Genomic DNA, 22,827 nt, shown 5'->3' on the forward strand with positions numbered 1-22,827 from the left:
CCGGCTTACGCGTTCGGATCGGCGGCCGGCGCGGACCAGAGCTTCTCCAGCTGATACAGCGCGCGGGTCTCCGGCATCATCAGGTGAACGATCACGTCGATGAAGTCGACCAGCACCCACTCGGTCTGCGGCGTGTCGTCGCCCTCGACGTTCATCGGACGCATGCCGTGCTTCTTGAGCTCCTTGACCGCCTCGTCGGCCATCGCCTTCAGGTGACGGTCCGAGGTGCCCGAGGCGAACACCATGTAGTCGGTGAAGTTGCAGCGCTCGCGCACGTCGAGCTTGACCAGATCGACGGCCTTGAGGTTCTCGAGTGCCGTGACGACGTGCTCGAGGATCTCCTCGGCCGGCATCGGCGGGGTCTCCTTGACCGGCTCGGTACGGGAGGATGGCGGTTGGTTGGCTGTCATGCGAAAAACCTGTCGGCTTGAGGCGGCGCGGGCCGCCCATGAGTCAAATTTGGAATCGGAACGCGGTCGAAAGACGGCAATGGTCGACCGATCCGCCAATGCGGTCAACCACGGCGGTCAACCGGAAGCGAAATGCGCCGCGACCGGATCGGGCACCAGGTAGCGCAGCGACCGGCGCTGCTCGACCAGTGCGCGCAGCGTGGTCGCCGAGATGTCCAGCCGGGTGATCGCCACCGGCACGATGCGCCCGACCGGGGCGCCGGCCAGTTCCGCCGGCTCGGCACGTCGTTCGGCCAGCCACTCGGCGGCCCTGCCGGTCGCCTCGGAGCCCGGCCGGGTGGCCACTGCGATATGCGCGGCATCGAGAATGCGCTCGACCTCGTGCCAGTCCGGCAGGCCGTTGAACGCATCCATGCCCATCATCAGCACCAGCGGCTCGTCGGGGAATTCCGCGGCAAACTCGTCCAGGGTGTCGGCGGTATACGACGGTCCGGCCCGCCGGTGCTCGCGGTCGTCGAGGACGAAACCCGGCTCGTCGGCGATCGAGCGGGCCACCAGGTCCAGGCGGGTGGCCGGATCGAGCAGCGGCTCGCCCCGGTGTGGCGGGATCGCGGCCGGCACCAGGTGCACCCGCGACAGACCGAGCGTCTCGGCCACCTCGGTCGCCAGACGCAGGTGGCCGATGTGGACCGGGTCGAAGGTGCCTCCAAAGATGCCGATCATGGCGAGCTCAGTGACGCGTCTCGCCGTTGCCCAGCACGATGAACTTCTGCGAGGTCAGCCCCTCGAGGCCGACCGGGCCGCGGGCGTGGATCTTGTCGGTGGAGATGCCGATCTCCGCCCCCAGGCCGTATTCCATGCCGTCGGCGAAGCGCGTCGAGGCGTTGACCATCACCGAAGCGGAGTCGACCTCGCGCAGGAAACGGCGCGCACGAGTGTAGTTCTCGGTGACGATGGTGTCGGTGTGGTGCGAACCGTAGGTCTCGATGTGCTCGATCGCCGCATCCAGCCCGTCGACCACGGCCACCGCGAGGATCGGGCCGAGATACTCCTCGCCCCAGTCCTCCTCGGTCGCCGCGGTCATTGACGGGACGATCGCCCGCGAGCGCTCGCAACCGCGCAGTTCCACATCCAGCTCGCCGTAACGGCTGGCCAGATCCGGCAGCACGGCCTCGGCCACGGCCTGGTCGACCAGCAACGTCTCCATCGCGTTGCAGACGCCGTAGCGATGCGTCTTGGCGTTGACCGCGATCGCCTTGGCCTTGTCGAGATCCGCGTCCGGGTCGATGTAGACGTGGCAGACGCCGTCGAGGTGCTTGATCACCGGCATGCGCGCCTCGCGCGAGACCAGCGCGACCAGGCCCTTGCCGCCGCGGGGGATGATCACGTCGATCGCCTCGGGGCTGTGCAGCATGGCGGTGACCGCCTCGCGGTCGGTCGTACCGACGATCTGCACCGTCTCCGCCGGCAGGCCGGCGGCCTCCAGCCCGTCACGGATGCAGGCGGCCAGCGCCTGGTTGCTGTGGATCGCCTCGGAGCCGCCGCGCAGGATGGTGGCATTGCCGGACTTCAGGCACAGGGCGGCGGCATCGATGGTCACGTTGGGACGCGACTCGTAGATGATGCCGATCACGCCCAGCGGCACGCGCATGCGGCCGACCTGGATGCCCGACGGGCGGAAGACCGTGTCGGTGATCTCGCCGACCGGGTCCGGCAGTGACGCGATCTGGCGCACGCCCTCGGCCATCTTCTGGATGCCGGCGGCATCGAAGGCCAGCCGGTCGATCATGGCATCGTCCAGCCCGTTGGCCCGGCCGGCCTCCAGGTCCTTCTTGTTGGCCTCGATCAGCGTGCCGGTGTGCTCGACCAGCTGGTCGGCAATCGCGGTCAGGGCGGCGTTCTTCGCGTTGGTGTCGACGCGGGACAGTGCCCGGGCTGCGCGCCGGGCCGCCTGGCCCATCGCCTGGATGGTTTCGGTCACGGTGTTGTCGTTGGCCATCGTCAGCATCTCCTGATCATTGCCGGCACGGGATCATCCGTGCCACCTCGTCATGTTTCGTTATGGAATCTGTTGCCGCCCGGCTCAACGTCCCGGCCGGCTGGCGTGCAGCATCACCTGGTCCAGCAGCGCCCAGACGCGGCCCCCGCCGTCGGCTGTGTTGCAGCCCTCGCCCAGGCCCTTGATGCAACGGTCGACCTCGGCGCAACCGGCCAGCAGCCGCTGCCAGGCACTTGCCGGCATCATGCGCGCCCGTGCCTGGTAGCGCCGGGCGAGGAAGGCCGGGATGCGCGTCTTCTTGAACCCGGCCTGGTCGTTGCCCGCCAGCGCCACCAGTGCGCGCAGGTCGCGGGCGATCACCCACAGGATCAACAGGGGCTCGGTACCCTCGGCACGCAGGCGCGAGAGCAGGTAGAGCGCTCGCTCGCGATCCGCCGCCAGGATCGCGTCACTCAGGGCAAAGGTATCGACCCGCGACTGGTTGGCCAAACCCTGGGCGACCCGCGCGGCGTCCACCGGCCCCTCGAGGTCCATCAGCGCGAGCTTCTCGATCTCCTGGGCGGCCGCCAGCAGGTTGCCTTCGACACGCCCGGCAATGAGCTCGGCGGCATCGCGCGTCAGGTTGACCCCCTGCGCGCCGGCCCGCTGCGCCACCCAGTTCGGCAGCGCGGTCAGCGGGATGTCGTTGAAGCGCACCGCCACCCCGGCGTTCGCCAGCGCCTTGAACCAGGCGCTCTTCTGCAGCTGGTTGTCCAGCCGCGGCAGGCTGACGATCCAGACGTCCGACTCGCCGCCGCCCTTGACGCGATCGGCCAGGGCAGCCAGCGCCTTGGAGCCGACCCGACCGGGCTTGCCGGTCGGCAGACGCAGGTCGATGATCCGCTGGCTGGAGAACAGCGACAGGCTCGCGCCCTGGCTTTCCAGCGTACCCCAGTCGAACTTGCCGTCGACCTCGAAGCGCAGCCGCTCGTCGCAGCCGGCCTCGCGGGCCTTGGCGACGATCGCATCGCGCGCCTCCTGGACCAGCAACGGCTGCTCGCCGCCCAGCACGTAGAGCGGCTCGAGCCCCCGCGCGAGGCGCTGCTCGAACTCCTGCGGCTTGACGACCACGCCCGCGTCAGCCCCCCTCGCCGGGGGCGATCAGGGCCTCGCGGTCGATCGGCGCGAGCAGACGGTAGAACAGGAGCTCGCCGACAAGCTCGCCCAGTTCACGTCGGATCTGCCGCTCGTTGCTCGACGAGGCGAGCACGCCGGTCGGGTCATAGTTGTAGTTGCGCGCCTGGCTGATCCGCTGGCTCGGCGTGCGCGAGCCGTCGGGCAGCTCGATGTGGTAGGTCAGCTCGTGACGCAGTTCGTACTGGCGCACGTCGGCGGTCGGGTCGACCACCGAGGCGCGCTGCTCGACCGATTCGTCCTCGACCACCAGCCGGGCGGTGGCTGCACCGACATCATCGACCAGCTCCGCCTCGGCGTTGGCGAACTGCTGCTCCAGCGTGCGGTAGACCTCGCCCGAGCGCGACAACCCCGAGACATGCACCCGCTCGAAGCTGGGCGCGACCTCGGTCATGCCCCGCAGGTGATAGCCGCAACCGGCCAGCGATGTCGTCAGCCCGAGGGCCACGGCGGTCGCCAGCCAGAAGGAAAGCGCGCGGACTCCCTGCCGCGCGCGTGTCATGTCCCGGGTCGTCATCACTTCGCCACCACGATATTGACCAGTTTGTTCGGCACGACGATCACACGCTTGATCTCGCCGTCCTCGGTGAAGCGCCGGACGTCCTCGTTCTCCAGCGCCTGCGCCTCGATGGCGTCCTTGTCGGCGGCCGCCGGCACCTGGATCTTGGCGCGCAGCTTGCCGTTGACCTGCACCACCATCTCGATCTCGTCACGCACCAGCGCCTTCTCGTCGAGCGTCGGCCAGGCCGCATCGGCAATGGTGCCTTCCCCGCCGACCTCGTGCCAGAGGCTGTGGGTGATGTGCGGCACGATCGGCGCCAGCATGCGCAGCATGTCCTGGATGACGGCGGCCACGACCGACTCGCCGGCCGCCTCGTTCGCCTCGAAACGCGCCAGCTCGTTGAACAGCTCCATGTTCGCCGCGATCACGGTATTGAAGGTCTGGCGCTTGTCGATGTCGTCGGTGACCCGGCCGATGGTCTCGTGGAGCTTGCGGTACAGGTCCTTGGTCGACGCGTCCGCATCGCCGATCTCGTCGGCCGACGTGACGCGCCGGGTCAGGTCGATACCGGCGCCCTTACGCTCGGCGACCTGGCGCCACAGGCGCTTGAGGAAGCGGTGTGCGCCCTCGACGCCCGAATCCGACCACTCCAGGCCCTGATCGGGCGGCGCGGCGAACATCATGAACAGCCGCACGGTATCCGCGCCGTACTCCTCGATCAGCTCCTGCGGATCGACCGTGTTGCCCTTGGACTTGCTCATCTTGGCGCCGTCCTTGTTCACCATGCCCTGGGTGAGCAGGCGGGTGAACGGCTCGGCGCAGTCGGCCGGGATCAGCCCCTCGTCGCGCATCAGCTTGTGGAAGAAGCGCGCGTACAGGAGGTGCAGCACGGCGTGCTCGATGCCACCGACGTACTGGTCGACCGGCAGCCAGTAGGCGGCGCGCTCGTCGAGCATGGCCTGGTCCGAGTCGGCGCTGGCGAAACGGGCGTAGTACCAGCTCGACTCGAAGAAGGTATCGAAGGTGTCGGTCTCGCGCTCGGCCGGGCTGCCGCACTCGGGGCAGGTGGTATCGATGAAGTCGCGGTCGGACTTGATCGGCGAGCCCGGGCCTTCCATCACCACGTCGGTGGGCAGGACGACAGGCAGGTCCTCGTCGGGCACCGGCACCGGGCCGCAGTGCTCGCAGTTGATGATCGGGATCGGGCAACCCCAGTAGCGCTGGCGCGAGACGCCCCAGTCGCGCAGGCGGTAGTTGATCGTCTCCTTGCCCTGCCCGGCCTCGGCGAGCTTGGCGACGATCCGGTCGAAGGCCGCTTCGCTGGAAAGCCCGGTGAACTCGCCCGAATCGATCAGCGTGCCCTTCTCGGTCATCGCGCCCTGGCCGTAATCGTGATCAGGCTCGGCACCCTCGATCACCGGCTTGATGGCCAGATCGTGCTTCTGAGCGAATTCCCAGTCGCGTTCGTCGTGGGCAGGCACGGACATCACCGCGCCGGTGCCGTATTCCATCAGGACGAAGTTGGCCACCCAGACGGGCACCGACTCGCCGGTCAGCGGGTGCGTGGCGGTCACACCCAGCGGCATGCCCTTCTTCTCCATGGTCGCCATGTCGGCCTCGGCGACCTTGGTGTGGCGGCACTCCTCGCGGAAGGCGGCCACCTGCTCGTCCTTCAGGCCCGCAGCGACCGCGAGCGGGTGGTCGGCGGCCACGGCGAGGTAGGTGACGCCGAACAGCGTGTCCGGGCGGGTGGTGAACACGGTCAGCGGCTCGCCGTTGTCGACGTCAAAGTCGAGCTGCACGCCGCGCGAGCGACCGATCCAGTTGGCCTGCATGGTGCGCACCTGCTCGGGCCACTGCTCGAGCTTGTCCAGATCCTCGAGCAGCTGGTCGGCGTAGTCGGTAATGCGGATGAACCACTGCGGGATCTCGCGGCGCTCGACCGGCGCGCCCGAGCGCCAGCCGCAGCCGTCGATGACCTGCTCGTTGGCGAGCACGGTCTGGTCGACCGGATCCCAGTTGACCACTGCGGTCTTCTTGTAGGCGAGCCCCTTCTTCACCAGACGGGTGAACAGCCACTGCTCCCAGCGGTAGTAGTCCGGATCACAGGTGGCCAACTCCCGGTCCCAGTCGTAGGCAAAGCCGAGACGCTGCAGCTGGCCGCGCATGTAGTCGATGTTCTCGAAGGTCCAGCGCGCCGGCGCGGCCTTGTTCTTCAGCGCGGCGTTCTCCGCCGGCAGGCCGAAGGCATCCCAGCCCATCGGCTGGAGGACGTTCTTGCCCAGCATGCGCTGGTAGCGGCTGATGACGTCGCCGATGGTGTAGTTGCGCACGTGCCCCATGTGCAGTCGGCCGGAGGGGTACGGGAACATCGACAGGCAGTAGAACTTCTCGCGGGTGGGATCCTCGCGGACGTGGAATACCTGCTTGTCTTCCCAGAAGCGTTGCGCCTCGTCCTCGACTTTCGCGGGGTTGTATTGCTCGTGCATGTGGGACTGTTTCTACCTTGTATTTGAGCGTCTGCCCGGGGGAGGCCCGCCATCGTCCGAGAGTCGGCCATCGCCCGGGGCACGTTGCGTTCGGGGCCGACCCTCGGCCACGATTGCAGTCGTCTATTCAATGGCAACGCCCCCGGGCGCGGCGTCGTTCGATTCTCGACAACGCCACCGGGGGCTGACTAGGGAAGGCACGCAGAGCAGCATCGGATTCGTGCAGACCTTCCGTAGCGCACTAGAATACCGAAAGGAGCCACCCCCTGCACGACTCGGCGAGCACGACGCCAACCGGGGAAACGGCCCATCCAACCGCCCAGCAGGCAACAAGGAGACGAGATCGCATGACCGATAGCGGACACGAGCACCGGGACCACAGCGAAACCTACGAGGCGCTGCGACACGGCTACTACCAACTGCTCGAACGGATCTACGCCCGCCTGCTCGACGAGCCCGGGCAACGACCGGCCGATCGCGCCCGTATTGCCCAGTTGGCCGAGGAAGAGGCCTCGACCCTCGACACCGAGGACTTTCGCCACGAGATCGTCGAGGCGGTCAAGGACGATCTGGAGCACACCCGCGAAAGCCTCGCCAGCGAGGGCGAGAGCATCCGCGAAACCTTGCGCGACTGGGCCGGCGACGTCGGCAGCCGGCTGCTGTCGATCGCCGACCAGACCGACGTGACGCTCGAGCAGATCCGCAACGAGGCCGAGCGCACCCGCCCGCGCGAATGGGTTACCGGCCACGTCACCAGCCCCAAGCGCCTGAAGTGCACCAACTGCGGCGAGATCCTGCATCACGACACATTCGGCCCGCTGCCGCGCTGCCCCAACTGCGGTGGCGAATCGTTCCGTCGCGCCTGACCCCCAGGGGCAACCCGGCCACCCTACTTGACCATGCCCCAGGTCCATTGGCGGTAAAAGCCGTGGCCCTGCATGCAGTCGTCGAACGCCCGGCGAAACGCTTTCTCGTAGGGGCCGCGCTCTGACGGGTTCGCCTGCGATTGCGCACGCGAATACGCCTCGCTCCAGCAACCCGCGCTGATGTCGTTCCATCGGGCCGCTGGCACCTCGACCGGCCGCTGGTAGACATGACCACCACAGCCGGCCGACACCAGGATCAGACACAGCGCACCGATCGTGGCAACCCGTTTTCGCATCGCTCGTCTCCCGCCGTCATGACGGCACCTGCACGCCATCGTGGCTCAGGCTGAGTCGCAGCCACGGAACCCCGGGCCTTCCCCGTGGCCCAAAACGCAACGTCATCCACCCGCGTCGAACCCGCTGGAGTCCACCATGCAACGAGGATCGTTTTCCTCCCTGCTACTGATGCTGCTCACGGCATTACCAACCGCCGGCGCCTGGGCGATCAGCGTGCCGCCGCTGGCCGAGCCGGCATGGCTGGTCGAAAACCTCGATGCGTCCGACCTGTCCGTCATCGAGGTTTCCAACGAGACTTCCTTCCTGTTCGACGGGCATATCCCCGGCGCCCGGATGACCACGAAGTCCGTCTGGCGCGAACAGGACGAGGATGCGGCCCTGGTTCACCTGCCGGCCGACACCCTGCAGACGATGTTCCGCGATCTGGGCGTCGATGATGGCGATGGCATCGTCATCTACTACAAGGGCAACGACATGAACGAGGTGTTGGGGGCCTTCTACCTGTTCTGGCTTCTGCACACCCTTGGCCACACCAACGTCGGCATGCTCGATCAGGGCTGGCACGGCTGGCAGCAGGCCGGCGGCCCGGTCGCCGACAGCCAGCACGACCCGAATGGCGGCGATTTCGTCGCCCGGCCGCTGCCCGCGCTGGAACTCTCCACAGACGAACTGGCCGCAATCCGCGACGAATACCCCGTCGTCGACGGTCGGCCGGCCGCCCATTTCGCCGGCAGCGACAAATTCCCCGCCAACCCCAAGTTCGGCCGCATCGAGGGCACGATCAACAAACCCTGGGAGGACTTCGTCCACGAGAACGATGAAGGCCGCCTGTACATGAAGCCGGCCGGCATCGAATCGTTCTTCGAGGCGCACGGCATCACGCACGACACACCCTTCCTGATCACCTGCCTGGGCGGGACCGGCAGCGCGATCGATTACGCCATGTTCTACCAGGCGGGCTTTCGCAACATGCGGGTACACGACGCCGGGCTGCGCAGCTGGAACGCCCGCGATCTGCCGCTGGTCCGGCCCGATGCGCAGGCCGCGACCTCCGAGCGGAACGACAGGGCCGATTCGGACTGACCGCGCCGGACGGGATTCAGGGTAAGCGTGTCCGGACGAGCCCCGACGTCAGGGACGGCGCTGGCGCTCCTGCTTGCGCTGACGATTGACCACGCCCGCCAGCTGCGTCTGCAGGCCGGTCAGCAGCTCCCAGATATCGTCCACCGTCAGCACCCCGATCAGCGAACCGTCCGACTGCACCACCGGTAGCCGTCGCACGCCCTTGGCCTCCATGATCTCCATGGCAGCGAACAGGTCATCGCCCGCTTCCACGGTCACCACGGGGTCCGTGGCGATTTCACGCGCGGTCAGATCAGCCGGATCGAGACCGGGCACCATCACCTCGAGGACCAGGTCCCGGTCGGTGACGATCCCGACCGGCTTGCGGCCGTCATCGACCACCACGACGTCACCGACGTGCTCCTTGCGCAGGATCGTCGCCACACTCTGGACCGATTCATCGGCCGCGACGGTGATCACTTCCTGGTTGCAGATTTCACCCACATGCATGGCGTTTCTCCTCTGTGACGGATAGAGCCAGGGGCCTGAAAGCGACCCACCCCGAAACGGCGAACGTCACGACCGATAGCTCAGCCCGTCGTGTGGTGCTTGCCCTCCACATGCACGGTGCTGGCCGCTGGCCCGTCGTCGCCCTGAACCTCGGAGAAACGCACCGTCTCTCCGCCCTCGAGCTTGTCGAAGTCGTAGTCCACCACGCTGTTGCGGGAGAAATTCACCTCCCGCCCGTCGGCCGCGAGAATCACGCCGAAGCCATCCGGGGCCAACTCCACGATACGCCCGTGCGGCGGCGCCTCGTGGCGCTTGACGTCACCACGCTGCTTGGCGGCGAACGACTGCAACTGGCGCTGCATCGCCTTGAAGGCATCACGCACGGCCACATACGGGTCCTCATGCGCGTGATTCTTCTGTGGATCACGGCTGGCGACCAGCTCGCCGGTCGGCACGGTGACGTCGATTACCGTGTGGTAGAGGTTTCCCTTGTTGTGACGGTTCTGACTGGGCTCGACCACCACGCGACAGGACATGATGTGCTCGTAGTAGCGGGTGAGCTTGGCCACGTTGTCGCGGATCTTGTTGTCCAGCACCTCGGAGCGATCCATGTGCCGGTATTCGATTTCGAGGGGAAAGGTGATCTCGCCATTCATCGCGTGCTCTCCTGGGACGATGCGCCCGACAACGATCAGGATCAGCGCGGGCGCGCGTGAGGGTTGTCTCGGTATGAGTGTAGGCGACGTTCGGCAGATGACACCCCCTCCCCCGCAGGCGCTTTCCCGCGAAGGCCAGAACCGGCCTCAGAACAGGCCGACGGTGGTGATTTCCAGACAGAACACGCCCGGATGACGATCGGCCAGCAGAAAACCGAAGCGCTCGATCCGTTGCGCTGACAGCGGCGGGGCATTGGCGAGGCGACGACCACGAAATACCGCCTCGAAGTCCCCCCATGGCAGCGAAACGTCCTGCCAACGGTCGGCCGTCGTGTCGAAGTGGGCGGCATACGAAGCACCGGCAGGAAGCTGCTCGCTGCCCACCCGGCACTGGTAGCGGCGACCGTCGCCACGCACCCGCATCCAGACACCGTCGGTGCCGGCAAATTCGCCGGCGGGAACGACCCGGCGCACGGAGGCGAAACCGCCGCCATGCTCCAGCGACAGGTGACCGCTGAACACGCCCCGGCCGTCCTCGCAGCGGAACCGTCCGGCGGAGACCCCGCCCATTACGCCATCGTTGACGGCACGCCAGTGGCTCGCCTCGTCGGCATCGCGAAATGTCAGCCAGTCGCTCACCCAGTCGCCTCCAGCCTTCCTCGCCTCACCGGGCGGAACCCGAGTGCGGCCATCGACTCGAATCCGTTACGGCATCGCAATCACACGGTCCGCCAACGGTCCCATCCAGCATGGACCACGGGCACGGCCCAGGCCAGGCGGCTAACCTGCTAACCACCATTGATCGACCCGCAACCAGGAGGTAACGCCATGCGTCCCATTTATGCCGCAACTGCTCTCTCCCTGGCATCGGCCACCCTAGCCTTCCCCGCCCTGGCGGCCGAGGACGAGCCATGGAAGAAACCCGGCTGGGAACCGATCAGCGAAGAGGAGCGCCAGCCGGTAACACCGGACGAGATTGCCGCCAGCGCCGTGGCGGTGCAGGAATACCGTGGGGTTCGTTACCTGACCGGAGGGCTCGGGGCGGGCGAACGGGCCTGGCTCGAACAGCACGGGACGTCCTTCCCGGTAACCCTGCAGTTCTCCAAGGGCCAGCGCGGCGCTTTCGTTTCCTCGGTGGACGTCACGATCCGCGACGAAAGCGGGCAGACCCGATTCGAGGCGACGACCGACGGACCACTGATCTACATCGACCTGCCCGCCGGCGACTATCAGGCCACGACCCGGTATCGCGGCCACGCCCGCGATTTCGAGCTGAGGGTGCCGGCCACGGGTCGGACCACCCAGTCGATCAACTTCCCCTGAGCGTTCACGCCGCTTGACCGACGGCCAGACGCAAAAAAGCCCGGGTCGCGATGGCGAACCCGGGCTTTTTCTGGTGTTTGGTGGAGCCAGGCGGGATCGAACCGCCGACCTCCTGCATGCCATGCAGGCGCTCTCCCAGCTGAGCTATGGCCCCTCTCGTCTCGAGGAATGCGCGCATTGTACCGGCACGACGGAGGCTGTCAACACCCTGTCACGGGCGATTGCCACCGACCGGCCCAAGCCGCTGATTCACGGTCGCAGGCGCCCCGACCCGATCGGTCGAATGACATCCATGCCAAGCAAGGCGGCCGGAATTTGGTTACATTAGCGCCAACCGATCGGGCGACCGTTTCCGGCCGCCTGCCCCACCCTTCGCCAACGACGAGGTACCACATGACGGAGACCAACGTCCCAAGCGTCCTGTTCGTCTGCATGGGCAACATCTGTCGCTCGCCCACCGCCCACGCCGTGTTCGAGCGACTGGTCGAACAGGCCCAGCTGGCCGATCACATCCGGATCGACTCGGCCGGCACCCACGCCTTCCACGTCGGCAACCCGCCCGACGAGCGTGCGATGCGCGCGGCGATGTCCCGTCAGTACCGCATGGATCACCTCACTGCTCGCCAGGTGCGAGCCGAAGACATCGCCGAGTACGACTACGTGCTCGCCATGGATCTGGCCAACCTGGAGATTCTGCAGTCGCTGGCCGACGAGGCGCTGCGTGACAAGCCGCACCTGTTCATGAGCTACGCCCCGGACTACGGTCTCGAGGAGGTGCCGGACCCCTACTACGGTGGCACCAACGGCTTCGAACAGGTGCTCGATATGGTCGAGGCGGCGGCCGGCAATCTGCTCGAGGACATCCGGCGCCGGCACCTCGGCTGAACCGACCTGGAGAACGCCATAAAAAACGCCCCGCTTAGTGCGGGGCGTTTTGCGTTTGGGCTCGACGGTGGCCGACGGATCAGCGTTCACGCTTGTCCTGGTCGGACTGCCCGTCTTCAGCGCTCTCGCTAGTGGTCTCCGCGGTGGAAACCGGTTCACCAGACGCGGCCTCGCCAGCCTCGGACGAGGCCGGGGCCTGCGACGCTTCGGCGGTAGCCGGCTCCGGCTCGCGTTTTTCCTCGACCGGGGACGCGGCTGCCGTCGTCTCGGCGGCCGACTTCGGCTCGGTCGCCTCCGAGGTGGCTCCCGTGTCGGCTGCCGCCTTGGCGTCAACCGGCTGCGGCTCTTGCGGTGCGGCCGCGGCGACAGTCTCGGTCTTGGCTGGCTTCGACGGCTGCTGCTCTGGCGCCTTGTCTTCGGCCGCCGGGGCTGCCGCTGTCGAGGCACTGGAACCAGAACCACTCTTGGCACCGGCCTTGGCCGTCTTGCCGTCGGCGGCTTTCACCAGCCGGTCGCTGCTTTCCAGGCGCACGGAGGCATTCGGCGGCAGGTCCTCGGCCACGCCCTTCTTCTTGGCGACGTCCAGCGGCAGGCTGGGGCCGTCACTGACCGGCGCGGCGAGCTGCTGCTCGACCATCTTGCGCTCGCGTTCACCCAGCGGGGGCGGTGTGCGCGGCTCGCTCTTCGGTCCGCGATCGCCACGGCCGCGCCCCTTGTTGCCCGGGCCGCCCTTGCCACCTTGGCCACCTTGGCCTTCGCCCTCGGGCTTGCGACCGCCGGACTCCGGCTTGGGCTTCGCTTCGGCCTTGCCGGATTCGGTCGACTGCTCGACCTTCTGCTCCGGCTTCTGACCAGCGCCCTGCTGGTTGCCTCCGCGACGGCCACGGCCCCGGCGACGGCGGCCGCCGGACTTGCCTTTGCCCTTGCCCTGGCCGCCTTCCTTGTCCTGCTGGTCACCACGAGCAGCATCCTTGGGCTCGCCGTTCTTGCGGCCCTTGCCTTTGGCCTTGTCGGCATCCTTTTTCGTCGACTTGCCCTTGCCGCCGGCGGCCTTTTCAGCCTCTTCCTCGGCCGGGGCGCCGAACAGCTGGGTCACCACGCGACGCAGCAGGGACATGGCACCGTTTGCCGCCGGCTTGGCCGGCGCGGCTTCGGCGGCAGGCACGGTCTTCTTCTCGGCGGCCTCGGCCTTGGCCGGCTTTTCCGGAGCCGCCTTTTCCGGCGCCGGCTGGGCCGGGCGCGGAATGGTCTGCACCGCAGCCTTTTCGGTCTTGCGATGGCGCGGCTCGGGCGTCGGCGTCTCGACATTGAGCGGCTCGATCAGCTGCTGGACGTCACGCCCCTTGGCCTCGGTGTCGTCGGCGCGGACCCGCTCGATCTCGTAGTGCGGCGTCTCGAGATTGATGTTGGGGATCAGCAGCAGGTCGACGTTGTTGGCCTGCTCGATTTCGTTGATCTGGTCGCGCTTCTCGTTGAGGAGGTAGGTGGCGACATCGATCGGCACCTGGGCGACCACGCGACCGGTGTTGTCCTTCATCGCCTCGTCGACCAGCAGGCGCAGGATGGCAAGCGACAGCGACTCGACCGAACGGATCACGCCCTGGCCGTTGCAGCGCGGGCACATGTGCTGGCTGGATTCCTCCAGCGAGGCACGCAGGCGCTGGCGCGACATCTCCAGCAGACCGAAGCGTGAGATGCGGCTGGTCTGCACCCGGGCGCGGTCGTACTTGAGCGAATCGCGCAGCCGGTTCTCGACCTCGCGCTGGTGCTTGGACGAGTTCATGTCGATGAAATCGATCACGATCAGCCCGCCCAGGTCGCGCAGGCGCAGCTGACGGGCGATCTCCTCGGCCGCCTCCAGGTTGGTGTTGAAGGCGGTGTCCTCGATGTCCTGGCCCTTGGTGTTGCGCCCGGAGTTGATGTCGACCGCGGTCATCGCCTCGGCGACGTCGAACACCAGCTCGCCGCCCGAGGGCAGCGTCACGTTGCGCTGGTAGGCCGACTCGATCTGCGACTCGATCTGGTAGCGGGAGAACAGCGGGGTCGGGTCGTCGTAGAGCTTGATCTTGTCGGCGACCTTGGGCGTGACCATCTGGACGAAGTCCATGGCCTGCTGGTAGATGCCCGGCTCGTCGATCAGGATCTCGCCGATGTCGTTGCGCATGTAGTCGCGCAGCGCGCGGATAATGAGGTTGCTTTCCTGGTAGATCAGGAACGGCGCGGGACGGCTCTCGGCCGCCTCGCGGATGGCGGTCCAGACCTGCACCAGGTAGTCGAGGTCCCACTGCAGTTCCTCGACGTCACGACCGACCCCGGCAGTGCGCACGATCAGGCCCATCCCCGCCGGCACCTCGAGCTGTGCCAGCGCGGCCTTGATCTCGGCGCGGTCGTCGCCCTCGATACGGCGCGAGACGCCGCCGGCCTTGGGGTTGTTGGGCATGACCACCAGGTAGCGCCCGGCCAGGCTGACCAGCGTGGTCAGGGCCGCGCCCTTGTTGCCGCGCTCTTCCTTCTCGACCTGGACGATCAGCTCCTGACCTTCCTTGAGCGCGTCCTTGATGATCGGACGCCCCTTGTCGTCGACCGCCTTGGGGTCGAAGTACTCGGGCGAGATCTCCTTGAAGGGCAGGAACCCGTGGCGATTGGCGCCGTAGTTGACGAAGACGGCCTCGAGGCTGGGCTCGATGCGCGTGATGGTGGCCTTGTAGACGTTGGCCTTCTTCTGCTCCCGGGACGGGGTCTCTATGTCGATGTCATAGAGGCGTTGCCCGTCTACTAGCGCAACGCGGATCTCCTCGGAGTGCGTTGCGTTGATCAGCATTCGTTTCATGGAAAAATTCTCGACGTTTCTGCACCAATCGCGTCAGGCAACGGGCCGTGCGCGAGAGGTGACTTGACTTCAGGGAAACGTCCTGACGCGCACAGCCCGCCACCGCGCGCCGCGTGGTCGACGAGGACCGCGGACACGACAGCTCCTGCCCGGCCGCCAGCAGGCGGCACAGGACGGGAAGCGGCAGGGAAAGAAGCCAGGCTAGGCGCATGAATTCAGGACGTAATAACCAAATGATCGTTTCTTGCCACTGTGAGCAGGCGGCAGCCCGAGGCTGGTCTCGCCGATCGAGCCCCGGGCCGGGTTGGCCGGCCGGGTCGCTCGAGGGCAAACGGGAAGGTCTGGCGCGCGGCGCCGACGGTCGAAACACCCGGGCACTCGCTGGCTGCCGTGGGTAGCGGGCACGGGCCGCACTACCTGACTTTTGCCACAGTGCGCTGATACTATCACATCCCCACCGGCCCACCGCCGCCAATCGACCCGTCGCCGACCGGCGCCGTGCATCACCTCTCCGGCCCCGGACACCGTCGCCAGCTAGCCATCAGATGTCAGTCGAAAAACACCAAGCCGCTCCGCAACAATCGCCCGACGATCGACCCCGCGTGCGCCACGAGACGGTCGACGCCCGCAGCGACGGCCAGCGCCTGGACAACTTCCTGCTGCGCGAGCTCGGTGCCCAGCACGACAAGCAGCCACGGGCCCTGGTCTACCGGCTGATCCGCAAGGGCCAGGTGCGCGTCAACAAGAAGCGCGCCAAGCCCATGCAGCGCCTGCGTGACGGCGACATCGTGCGCATCCCGCCGGTGCGCGACCTTCGTGGCGACCCGAACACCAACCGGCGCGATGCGCAAATTCCCGCCGGCTGGCTGGCGCGGGCCGAGACGCTGATCCGCCACGAGGACGATGCCCTGCTGGTGGTCGACAAGCCCGCCAGGCTGGCCGCCCATGCCGGCAGCGGCTACGACTTCGGTCTGATCGAACTGCTGCGTGCCGCCCGCCCCGACGCGGCCATGCTGGAGCTGGTCCACCGTATCGACCGCGAGACCAGCGGCCTGATCGTCGTCGCCAAGTCGCGCGACACCTTGCTGGAATTGCAGGAGCAGTTCCGCCCGGAAGGGGCGGCAAAGAAACGTTACCTGGTGTTCTGTCACGGTCACTGGCGCGATGCGCACCAGACCATCAGCGCACCGCTGCGCAAGGACCAGGGCGACGGGCGCGCCCACCAGGTAGTGGTGGACCCGCAGCACGGCAAGAGCGCCCGCACGGACTTCGAACGCCTCGGCACCAGCCACCGTGGCCCGGCAGTAAGCCTGATGGCCGCCACCCTGCACACCGGCCGGACCCACCAGATCCGCGTGCACTGCCGCCATGCCGGCCATCCGATCGTCGGCGACACGAAGTACGGCGATCGCGGCCTCGACCGGCCGCTGGCCCGTCGTCGACCCGGCCTGATGCTGCACGCCTACCGGCTCACGCTCAGCCATCCGGCTCACGGTGGTCGACTGACGATCACCAGCCTGCCGCCGGAGGCGTGGCAACCGCTGCTCGACCGCGCCGGTTTGAGCGTCAAGGCCGCCGGCCAGGCCTGATCACCGGGCTTGAAAAAACGGGCTGCGACCCGATAACCGCCTGCATGAGCGCTTCCATGACCCCTTCAATGACACCCACGATGACCCAGTTAAACGACCTCCTCGTCCGCCCCGACCACCTGCGCACCATGCCGCGCCTGGTGGTGTTCGACTGGGACGGCACCCTGGCCGACTCCACCGGCCGTATCGTCACCGCCTTCCAGGAGGCGCTGACTTCGGTCGACCGCCCGCCACTGCCCGACGAGTCGATCCGCGGCATCATCGGCCTGTCGCTGGCGAACGCCATTGCCGAACTGTTCCCCGACGAGAAGGACGACTTCCGCGAGGCGCTGGCCCAGGCCTATCACCGCTGCTACTTCGCCAACGAGGAACCGGTCGCGCTCTACCCCGAAGCCGAGACCCTGCTCAAGACGCTCGGCGAGGCCGGCTGCCTCCTTGCCGTGGCCACCGGCAAGTCGCGCCGCGGGCTGGATCGCGCCCTTGCGCAGACCGGCACGGCGGACTACTTTCACCACACGCTGACCGCCGAGGAAACGCGTTCCAAGCCGCATCCGGACATGCTCGAGGGCATCCTCGACTACACCGGCAGCCTGCCGGGCGAGACCTGGATGGTGGGTGACACCGACTTCGATCTGCTGATGGGGCGGAACGCCGGCACGCACGCAATCGGCATCACCCACGGCGCCCATCCGCGCGAGCGGCTCGCCGCCGCCCGACCGGACTGGCTGATCGAGCGCCTGGCCCAGCTGCACGACGGCGAATGGCAGCCGGCGGAACCCAGCAAGCGTCCGGCCGTCTGACAGCCCGTCACCCGCACACGCCCGTGAAAGCGCCAGCGCGCCGGGCTCTCAATACCGGACCGAAATCATCATGAGCCAGACCACCCCGCCAGACGACGTCCGCATCGACCCGCCCCACGAACCGGGGCACACGCCGCGCGAACCGTCCGTCGACGAACGTCCGCCCCGCCGTGAAGCGGAACCGGACTGGGCCCGTGACGCGCTGCTGGACATGGCACGCCACGGTCTGATCGAGCAGCGCCGCGCCCGGCGCTGGAAGGTATTCTTCCGCCTGGTGACGGTCGCGCTGGTGGTCTGGTCCCTGACGCTGTTCACCCTGCTGTTCACCGCCGGCAACCGCAGCGCACCGGGGCTGGGCAAGCCCTCCGCCGCGGTGATCGACATCTCCGGTCTGATCGCGACCGGTGAGACCACCGAGGCCCGCCGGGTGATCCCGCAGCTGGAGAAGGCCTTCGAGCAGGAGAACATCAAGGGCATCGTGCTGCGCATGAACACCCCGGGCGGTAGTCCGGTGCAGTCGAGCGCGATCTTCAACGCCATCCGCGAGCTCAAGGCCGATCATCCGGACAAGCCCGTCTACGCCGTGGCCGAGGACATGGCGGCCTCGGGCGGCTACTACATTGCGGCCGCGGCCGACGAGATCTACGCCAACCCGTCCTCGATCGTCGGCTCGATCGGCGTGCGCATGGACAGCTTCGGCTTCGTCGGCGCGATGGAGAAGCTCGGCATCGAACGCCGACTGCTGACCGCCGGCGAGAACAAGGCGATCGCCGACCCGTTCAGCCCGGCCGACCCGGAAGAGACCGACTATCTCAAGGGCGTACTCGAGGAGATCCACGCCCAGTTCATCGAGGCGGTGAAGACCGGCCGCGGCGAGCGGCTCGCCGAGGACGAAGCGATCTTCTCCGGGCTGTTCTATACCGGCGAGACGGCGAAAGAGAAGGGCCTGATCGACGGCTTCGACAGCGTGCGCGGCGTGGTCCGCGACCGCATCGGTGTCGAGCAGCAGATCGACTTCACCCCGAGGCGCAACCGTCTTGAGGAGCTGCTGAGCACCACCGCCGACGAGTTCGGCAGCTCGCTCTCCGGCATGACCCGGGAGACGGCCACCCCGATGATGCTCCCCTGAGATACAGGAAGGTCTGCACGAATCCGATACCGCTCTGCGTGCCTTGGGCCGGGCAGATGCAAGGCGTTCGTCCGCCACGGAAGGATGATTCCCTTTCCAAGGACGACAACGCAGCAGATGCCCGGCTCAAGGCGCGCCCTGCGGGGCGTGGCGAGTCGCCCGTGCTCCGCGTTGCGATGTCTTGGCGTGGCCACCGGCACGCCGGCGACCTCACGCCTTGATCACGAACGACTCGCCAAGCCAGAGTGGCATCGGATTCGTGCAGACCTTCCTGCCCGCCGCCTCGGGTTAGACTGTGGCCATGACCGAAAGACACACCCCCGACCATCCCGTCTACCCGCAGGTCGTCGCCGGGCCGCAGATCACGCGTCGCCCGCTCGAGACCGAAGAAGTCTCCGAGCAGGCGGTCAGTGACGAGCCCCCGATGTACCGGGTGCTCTTGTTGAACGACGATTTCACCCCCATGGATTTCGTTGTACAGGTGCTGATGCAGCTGTTCGGCATGAGCTTCGACCAGGCCAACGCCGTGATGCTGGAAGTGCACCACCATGGGCGCGGCGTCTGTGGCGAATTCACCCGCGAGATCGCCGAGACACGCGTCAGCCAGGTCAATCAGATCGCCCGGGAACACGAGTACCCGCTGATGTGCGTGATGGAGCGCGCCGAATAGAAAATCCCTCACCCCGTTGGCAACGCCGGAATCCGGCGTATCATCGGGAGACAGGCAACGGCCCGGCGGCAAGCCGGGACCGGGCCAACGCAGACTGACCGGAGGAGAGGATCGGTGCTGAGCAAATCCCTCGAAACCACCCTGAGCCGCGTGTTCGACCGCGCCCGGCGCCAGAACTACGAATTCGTCACCCTCGAGAGCCTGTTGCACACGCTCCTCGAGGACCCCGACGCGCGCATGGTGCTGGAGGGCTGCAACGCGAACATCTCGCAGCTCGCCATGGACCTCGAGGCGCACATCCGCCGCACCACACCCCGCATCCCGGAGAACGACCCGCGCGAGACCCAGCCGACGCTGGGCTTCCAGCGGGTACTTCAGCGCGCCGTGATGCAGGTGCAGGCCGCCCAGCGCAGCGAGGTCTCCGGCGCGCACGTGCTCGCCGCGATCTTCGGCGAGCAGGACGCCCATGCCGTCCACCTGCTGCACAAGGCGGGCGTGACCCGACTCGACGTGATCAACTTCATCTCGCACGGGCCGGAGGCCGACGACGAGGACGGCATCGAGGACGATGAGCCGACCAGCCACGAGGCCGACATCGAGGCCGCCGAGGAACAGCCGGCCGACGAGAACGCCTTCGAGAACTTCGCCATCAACCTCAACAAGCACGCCGCCGAGGGCAAGATCGACCCCCTGATCGGCCGTGCCGCCGAGCTCGAGCGCGTCCAGCAGGTCCTCTCGCGCCGGCGCAAGAACAACCCGCTGCTGGTCGGCGAGGCCGGCGTGGGCAAGACCGCCATCGCCGAAGGCCTGGCGCGCAAGATCGTCGACGGCGAAGTGCCCGAGGCGCTGTCCGAGTCGACCATCTACGCGCTCGATCTCGGCGCGCTGGTCGCCGGCACCAAGTACCGCGGCGACTTCGAGAAGCGTCTCAAGATCGTGCTGAAGAAGGTCCGCTCGGTGCCCGACGCGATCCTGTTCATCGACGAGATCCACACCCTGATCGGCGCGGGCTCCGCCTCGGGCGGCTCGATGGACGCCTCGAACCTGATCAAGCCGGCGCTCGCCTCGGGCGAGCTGCGCTGCATCGGCTCGACCACGCACCAGGAGTACCGCAGCATCTTCGAGAAGGATGCCGCGCTGACCCGCCGCTTCCAGAAGATCGATGTCCCCGAACCCTCCGAGGAGGAGACGATCGACATCATTCGCGGCCTGCGCGAGGGCTACGAGAAGCACCACCAGGTGGTCTACACCGACGAGGCGATCGAGGCGGCGGTGAAGCTCTCCACGCGCCACATCAACGACCGCCACCTGCCGGACAAGGCCATCGACGTGATCGACGAGGTCGGTGCCCAGCACCGCCTGATGCACCCGCGCCCCGAGGACAACCGCATCACGGCGGGCGACATCGAGCGCGTGGTCGCACGGATGGCTCGCATCCCCGAGCGCAGCGTCTCCACCTCGGATCGCGAGGTGCTCCGCAACCTCGACCGCAACCTCAAGATGGTGGTCTTCGGCCAGGACGAGGCCATCCAGCAGATCACGACCGCCATCCGGCTGGCCCGTTCGGGCCTGCGCCCGGACAACAAGCCGATCGGCTCCTACCTGTTTGCCGGGCCGACCGGCGTGGGCAAGACCGAGGTCTCCAAGCAGCTTGCGCGCCTTTTGGGCATCGAGCTGGTGCGCTTCGACATGTCCGAGTACATGGAGCGCCACAGCGTTTCGCGGCTGATCGGTGCCCCGCCGGGCTACGTCGGCTTCGACGAGGGCGGTCTCTTGACCGAGAAGGTGCACAAGAACCCGCACTGCGTGCTGCTGCTCGACGAGATCGAGAAGGCACACCCGGACGTGTTCAACGTGCTGCTGCAGGTGATGGACAACGGCTCGCTGACCGACACCAACGGCCGGAACATCGACTTCCGCCACGTCATCCTGATCATGACCTCCAACATGGGGGCCGAGGAAATGGCGAAGAACAGCATGGGCTTCGTCGCCCAGGACATCGGTTCGTCCGGCATGGAGGCGATCAAGCGCGGCTTCACGCCGGAGTTCCGCAACCGCCTGGACGCCATCATCCAGTTCCAGTCGCTGGGCACGCGGCAGATCGCCAACGTGGTCGACAAGCTCCTGCTGGAACTCGAGCAGCAGCTCGAGGCGAACCACGTCACCCTGCAGGTGGACGACGAGGTCCGTCACTGGCTGGGCGAGAAAGGCTACGACGTGGTGCTGGGTGCGCGCCCGATGGCCCGCCTGATCCAGGACAAGCTCAAGCGGCCGCTGGCCGAGCAGATGCTGTTCGGCGATCTCGCCGACGGCGGCACGGCCCGTTTCTCCATGGAAGACGACGAGCCAGCCCTGTCCGCCACGCCGGCACCCGAGTCGGTGGCCGAGGAATCCTCGACTGCTTGACGCCTCGAGGGAAGGACCTCAACGCAAAACGGCGCCCTCTCGGGGCGCCGTTTTTCATTGCGGCAGGCGACGTGCCGGCAAGTGGGACATACCCACCGCGCACAACCGCGCCTGCCAGGCTCGCGCTGGGCGCGGCCGGGGGATCGTCCGACGGGATCGGCGGTGGGCGGCTCGGCAGAGCGGCCGCCTCGGGATCAGCGGGAGCGGAAGGAGATGCGACCCTTGGTCAGGTCGTAGGGGGTCAGCTGCACCGTGACCTTGTCGCCGGTCAGGATGCGGATGTAGTTCTTGCGCATGCGCCCGGAGATGTGGGCAGTCACCACGTGGCCGTTTTCCAGCTCGACCCGGAACATGGTGTTCGGCAGGGTGTCGATCACCACGCCCTGCATCTCGATGTAATCTTCTTTTGCCATAAATCCTCTAGCGGGTTGAAATGGTGCGTGATTATCGACGAAAACCGCGCCTGCGCCAAGAAAAGCGCTCGATTCCGTCCATCCGACGGACAAGGGTGCCTGCCATGGCGCGATATCGGCCGATAATCGATTGACCAAAACATATGAACGGAACGCAATGAATCAAGCCCCCGACCTGATCGACGCCCTGATCGACCGCCATTCCACCCCGGCGACCTGCCTGGTCGAACCGGCACCGGAGGACGCCACCCTGCAGCGCATCCTGCAGGCGGCCGAGAGCGCCCCGGACCATGGCGGACTGCATCCGTGGCGATTCCTGGTGATCGAGGGGGCGGCACTCGAACGGCTCGGCGACCTGTTCGTCGACGCGATGCAGAAGAAGGACCCGGCGGCGAGCGAGGCCACGCTGGAACGCGAGCGTGTGCGTGCTCATCGAGCGCCGATGATCATCGCCGCGATCGCCCGCGAGGAACCGGGACACCCCAAGATCCCCGAAATCGAGCAGCTGCTCGCCGCCGGCGCCGCGACGCAGCAGCTGCTGCTCGCCGCCCAGGCCGCCGGCTTCGGCGCGATCTGGCTGACCGGCCTGCGCGTCTACGACCGCAACGTCATGCGCGGGCTGGGGCTGGCCGACGACGAACGCCTGATCGGCATGATCAATGTCGGCAGCATCAAGGAGGGCGCCCCGACCCGCGGCAAGCCGCGCCGGGAGGCCGTGATCGACCGCTGGTCCGGCTGAACCGGGCCCATTCGCGCCGAGCCCGCGGCGTACGGCGCGATTTTTCGTACAATGCCCGCTTCGTCCCCATCCACCCGAG

Annotated in this window: 22 protein-coding genes and 1 tRNA gene; 10 read left to right on the plus strand and 13 right to left on the minus strand. The window is 67.3% G+C overall.

The genetic code is table 11. The annotated features are described in order from the left end of the window. Positions 1–5: 5 nt before the first annotated feature. From rsfS to leuS, 6 genes are all read right to left on the minus strand, one after another. On the minus strand, positions 6–410 hold the full coding sequence (gene rsfS, locus AWR35_RS02145) for a ribosome silencing factor (protein ID WP_231723543.1): 405 nt from the start codon (positions 408–410) through the stop codon (positions 6–8). A gap of 117 nt (positions 411–527) precedes the next feature. Continuing rightward, positions 528–1,133, minus strand: a complete 606-nt coding sequence (gene nadD, locus AWR35_RS02150) for a nicotinate-nucleotide adenylyltransferase (RefSeq protein ID WP_058574317.1) — start codon at positions 1,131–1,133, stop codon at positions 528–530. A 7-nt stretch (positions 1,134–1,140) separates the two neighbouring features. Next, entirely contained in the window at positions 1,141–2,409 is a 1,269-nt protein-coding gene (locus AWR35_RS02155) for a glutamate-5-semialdehyde dehydrogenase (protein ID WP_197408104.1), read from the minus strand. 84 nt (positions 2,410–2,493) lie between these two features. Continuing rightward, positions 2,494–3,519 carry a DNA polymerase III subunit delta gene (gene holA, locus AWR35_RS02160; protein ID WP_058574319.1) on the minus strand — a complete coding sequence of 342 codons (1,026 nt, stop codon included), beginning with the start codon at positions 3,517–3,519 and terminating at the stop codon, positions 2,494–2,496. 7 nt (positions 3,520–3,526) lie between these two features. Then, positions 3,527–4,084, minus strand: coding sequence for an LPS assembly lipoprotein LptE (lptE, locus tag AWR35_RS02165; protein ID WP_197408105.1), 558 nt, complete (start codon positions 4,082–4,084; stop codon positions 3,527–3,529). A gap of 14 nt (positions 4,085–4,098) precedes the next feature. Beyond that, positions 4,099–6,573 (minus strand): leucine--tRNA ligase, encoded by a 2,475-nt coding sequence (gene leuS, locus AWR35_RS02170; protein WP_058574321.1) that lies wholly within the window; start codon positions 6,571–6,573, stop codon positions 4,099–4,101. Positions 6,574–6,920: 347 nt separating this feature from the next. Here leuS and AWR35_RS02175 point away from each other — a divergent pair, with 347 nt between their 5' ends. Beyond that, positions 6,921–7,439, plus strand: coding sequence for a hypothetical protein (locus tag AWR35_RS02175; protein WP_058574322.1), 519 nt, complete (start codon positions 6,921–6,923; stop codon positions 7,437–7,439). Between the two features lie 23 nt (positions 7,440–7,462). Here AWR35_RS02175 and AWR35_RS02180 read toward each other — a convergent pair whose 3' ends face one another. Beyond that, entirely contained in the window at positions 7,463–7,735 is a 273-nt protein-coding gene (locus AWR35_RS02180) for a hypothetical protein (RefSeq protein ID WP_058574323.1), read from the minus strand. Positions 7,736–7,871: 136 nt separating this feature from the next. Between AWR35_RS02180 and AWR35_RS02185 the strand changes: the two genes are divergently transcribed. Continuing rightward, positions 7,872–8,819 carry a rhodanese-like domain-containing protein gene (locus AWR35_RS02185; protein ID WP_082663849.1) on the plus strand — a complete coding sequence of 316 codons (948 nt, stop codon included), beginning with the start codon at positions 7,872–7,874 and terminating at the stop codon, positions 8,817–8,819. A gap of 48 nt (positions 8,820–8,867) precedes the next feature. Here AWR35_RS02185 and AWR35_RS02190 read toward each other — a convergent pair whose 3' ends face one another. The 3 genes from AWR35_RS02190 to AWR35_RS02200 all read right to left on the minus strand — a co-directional run bounded on the left by AWR35_RS02190 (position 8,868) and on the right by AWR35_RS02200 (position 10,603). Continuing rightward, complete coding sequence (locus AWR35_RS02190) at positions 8,868–9,308, minus strand: CBS domain-containing protein (RefSeq protein ID WP_058574325.1); 441 nt, start codon at positions 9,306–9,308, stop codon at positions 8,868–8,870. 80 nt (positions 9,309–9,388) lie between these two features. Then, positions 9,389–9,964 (minus strand): HPF/RaiA family ribosome-associated protein, encoded by a 576-nt coding sequence (locus AWR35_RS02195; protein WP_058574326.1) that lies wholly within the window; start codon positions 9,962–9,964, stop codon positions 9,389–9,391. 147 nt (positions 9,965–10,111) lie between these two features. Continuing rightward, a complete protein-coding gene (locus AWR35_RS02200; RefSeq protein WP_058574327.1) occupies positions 10,112–10,603 on the minus strand; it encodes a CIA30 family protein in 492 nt (163 codons plus the stop codon). Between the two features lie 189 nt (positions 10,604–10,792). Between AWR35_RS02200 and AWR35_RS02205 the strand changes: the two genes are divergently transcribed. Beyond that, positions 10,793–11,287, plus strand: coding sequence for a hypothetical protein (locus tag AWR35_RS02205; protein ID WP_058574328.1), 495 nt, complete (start codon positions 10,793–10,795; stop codon positions 11,285–11,287). Between the two features lie 78 nt (positions 11,288–11,365). Here the strand turns inward: AWR35_RS02205 and AWR35_RS02210 are convergent. Further along, positions 11,366–11,441, minus strand: a tRNA-Ala gene (locus AWR35_RS02210). A 239-nt stretch (positions 11,442–11,680) separates the two neighbouring features. On the opposite strand from AWR35_RS02210, the gene AWR35_RS02215 reads away from it, so the two are divergent. Next, a complete protein-coding gene (locus AWR35_RS02215) occupies positions 11,681–12,172 on the plus strand; it encodes a low molecular weight protein-tyrosine-phosphatase (protein ID WP_058574329.1) in 492 nt (163 codons plus the stop codon). Between the two features lie 79 nt (positions 12,173–12,251). Here the strand turns inward: AWR35_RS02215 and rne are convergent, their stop codons facing one another. Further along, positions 12,252–15,002: a ribonuclease E gene (rne, locus tag AWR35_RS02220; RefSeq protein WP_066185028.1), complete on the minus strand. Its 2,751-nt coding sequence runs from the start codon at positions 15,000–15,002 to the stop codon at positions 12,252–12,254. 602 nt (positions 15,003–15,604) lie between these two features. On the opposite strand from rne, the gene AWR35_RS02225 reads away from it, so the two are divergent. The 5 genes from AWR35_RS02225 to clpA all read left to right on the plus strand — a co-directional run bounded on the left by AWR35_RS02225 (position 15,605) and on the right by clpA (position 21,596). Continuing rightward, complete coding sequence (locus AWR35_RS02225) at positions 15,605–16,591, plus strand: RluA family pseudouridine synthase (protein ID WP_058574331.1); 987 nt, start codon at positions 15,605–15,607, stop codon at positions 16,589–16,591. 80 nt (positions 16,592–16,671) lie between these two features. Then, entirely contained in the window at positions 16,672–17,391 is a 720-nt protein-coding gene (locus AWR35_RS02230) for an HAD-IA family hydrolase (RefSeq protein ID WP_197408106.1), read from the plus strand. Positions 17,392–17,461: 70 nt separating this feature from the next. Then, positions 17,462–18,520 carry a S49 family peptidase gene (locus AWR35_RS02235; protein ID WP_058574332.1) on the plus strand — a complete coding sequence of 353 codons (1,059 nt, stop codon included), beginning with the start codon at positions 17,462–17,464 and terminating at the stop codon, positions 18,518–18,520. A 301-nt stretch (positions 18,521–18,821) separates the two neighbouring features. Then, a complete protein-coding gene (gene clpS / locus AWR35_RS02240; RefSeq protein ID WP_082663852.1) occupies positions 18,822–19,190 on the plus strand; it encodes an ATP-dependent Clp protease adapter ClpS in 369 nt (122 codons plus the stop codon). A 114-nt stretch (positions 19,191–19,304) separates the two neighbouring features. Further along, positions 19,305–21,596 carry an ATP-dependent Clp protease ATP-binding subunit ClpA gene (gene clpA / locus AWR35_RS02245; protein WP_058574333.1) on the plus strand — a complete coding sequence of 764 codons (2,292 nt, stop codon included), beginning with the start codon at positions 19,305–19,307 and terminating at the stop codon, positions 21,594–21,596. A gap of 194 nt (positions 21,597–21,790) precedes the next feature. On the opposite strand, the gene infA is transcribed toward clpA, so the two are convergent. Next, a complete protein-coding gene (infA, locus tag AWR35_RS02250; protein ID WP_058574334.1) occupies positions 21,791–22,009 on the minus strand; it encodes a translation initiation factor IF-1 in 219 nt (72 codons plus the stop codon). 157 nt (positions 22,010–22,166) lie between these two features. Between infA and AWR35_RS02255 the strand changes: the two genes are divergently transcribed. Then, on the plus strand, positions 22,167–22,748 hold the full coding sequence (locus AWR35_RS02255) for a nitroreductase (protein WP_058574335.1): 582 nt from the start codon (positions 22,167–22,169) through the stop codon (positions 22,746–22,748). The last annotated feature ends 79 nt before the right edge of the window (positions 22,749–22,827 follow it).

This window comes from Guyparkeria sp. WRN-7, from assembly GCF_001641825.1.
Classification (GTDB): domain Bacteria; phylum Pseudomonadota; class Gammaproteobacteria; order Halothiobacillales; family Halothiobacillaceae; genus Guyparkeria.

Coding starts and splice junctions, on each gene's coding strand:
- AWR35_RS02185 (WP_082663849.1), top strand. CDS start 7,872: ATGCAACGAGGATCGTTTTCCTCCCTGCTACTGATGCTGCTCACGGCA.
- rne (WP_066185028.1), bottom strand. CDS start 15,002: ATGAAACGAATGCTGATCAACGCAACGCACTCCGAGGAGATCCGCGTT.
- AWR35_RS02155 (WP_197408104.1), bottom strand. CDS start 2,409: ATGGCCAACGACAACACCGTGACCGAAACCATCCAGGCGATGGGCCAG.
- AWR35_RS02175 (WP_058574322.1), top strand. CDS start 6,921: ATGACCGATAGCGGACACGAGCACCGGGACCACAGCGAAACCTACGAG.
- leuS (WP_058574321.1), bottom strand. CDS start 6,573: ATGCACGAGCAATACAACCCCGCGAAAGTCGAGGACGAGGCGCAACGC.
- AWR35_RS02205 (WP_058574328.1), top strand. CDS start 10,793: ATGCGTCCCATTTATGCCGCAACTGCTCTCTCCCTGGCATCGGCCACC.
- rsfS (WP_231723543.1), bottom strand. CDS start 410: ATGACAGCCAACCAACCGCCATCCTCCCGTACCGAGCCGGTCAAGGAG.
- infA (WP_058574334.1), bottom strand. CDS start 22,009: ATGGCAAAAGAAGATTACATCGAGATGCAGGGCGTGGTGATCGACACC.
- AWR35_RS02195 (WP_058574326.1), bottom strand. CDS start 9,964: ATGAATGGCGAGATCACCTTTCCCCTCGAAATCGAATACCGGCACATG.
- AWR35_RS02190 (WP_058574325.1), bottom strand. CDS start 9,308: ATGCATGTGGGTGAAATCTGCAACCAGGAAGTGATCACCGTCGCGGCC.
- AWR35_RS02235 (WP_058574332.1), top strand. CDS start 17,462: ATGAGCCAGACCACCCCGCCAGACGACGTCCGCATCGACCCGCCCCAC.
- AWR35_RS02215 (WP_058574329.1), top strand. CDS start 11,681: ATGACGGAGACCAACGTCCCAAGCGTCCTGTTCGTCTGCATGGGCAAC.
- AWR35_RS02180 (WP_058574323.1), bottom strand. CDS start 7,735: ATGCGAAAACGGGTTGCCACGATCGGTGCGCTGTGTCTGATCCTGGTG.
- nadD (WP_058574317.1), bottom strand. CDS start 1,133: ATGATCGGCATCTTTGGAGGCACCTTCGACCCGGTCCACATCGGCCAC.
- lptE (WP_197408105.1), bottom strand. CDS start 4,084: ATGACACGCGCGCGGCAGGGAGTCCGCGCGCTTTCCTTCTGGCTGGCG.
- clpS (WP_082663852.1), top strand. CDS start 18,822: ATGACCGAAAGACACACCCCCGACCATCCCGTCTACCCGCAGGTCGTC.
- AWR35_RS02230 (WP_197408106.1), top strand. CDS start 16,672: ATGACCCAGTTAAACGACCTCCTCGTCCGCCCCGACCACCTGCGCACC.
- AWR35_RS02255 (WP_058574335.1), top strand. CDS start 22,167: ATGAATCAAGCCCCCGACCTGATCGACGCCCTGATCGACCGCCATTCC.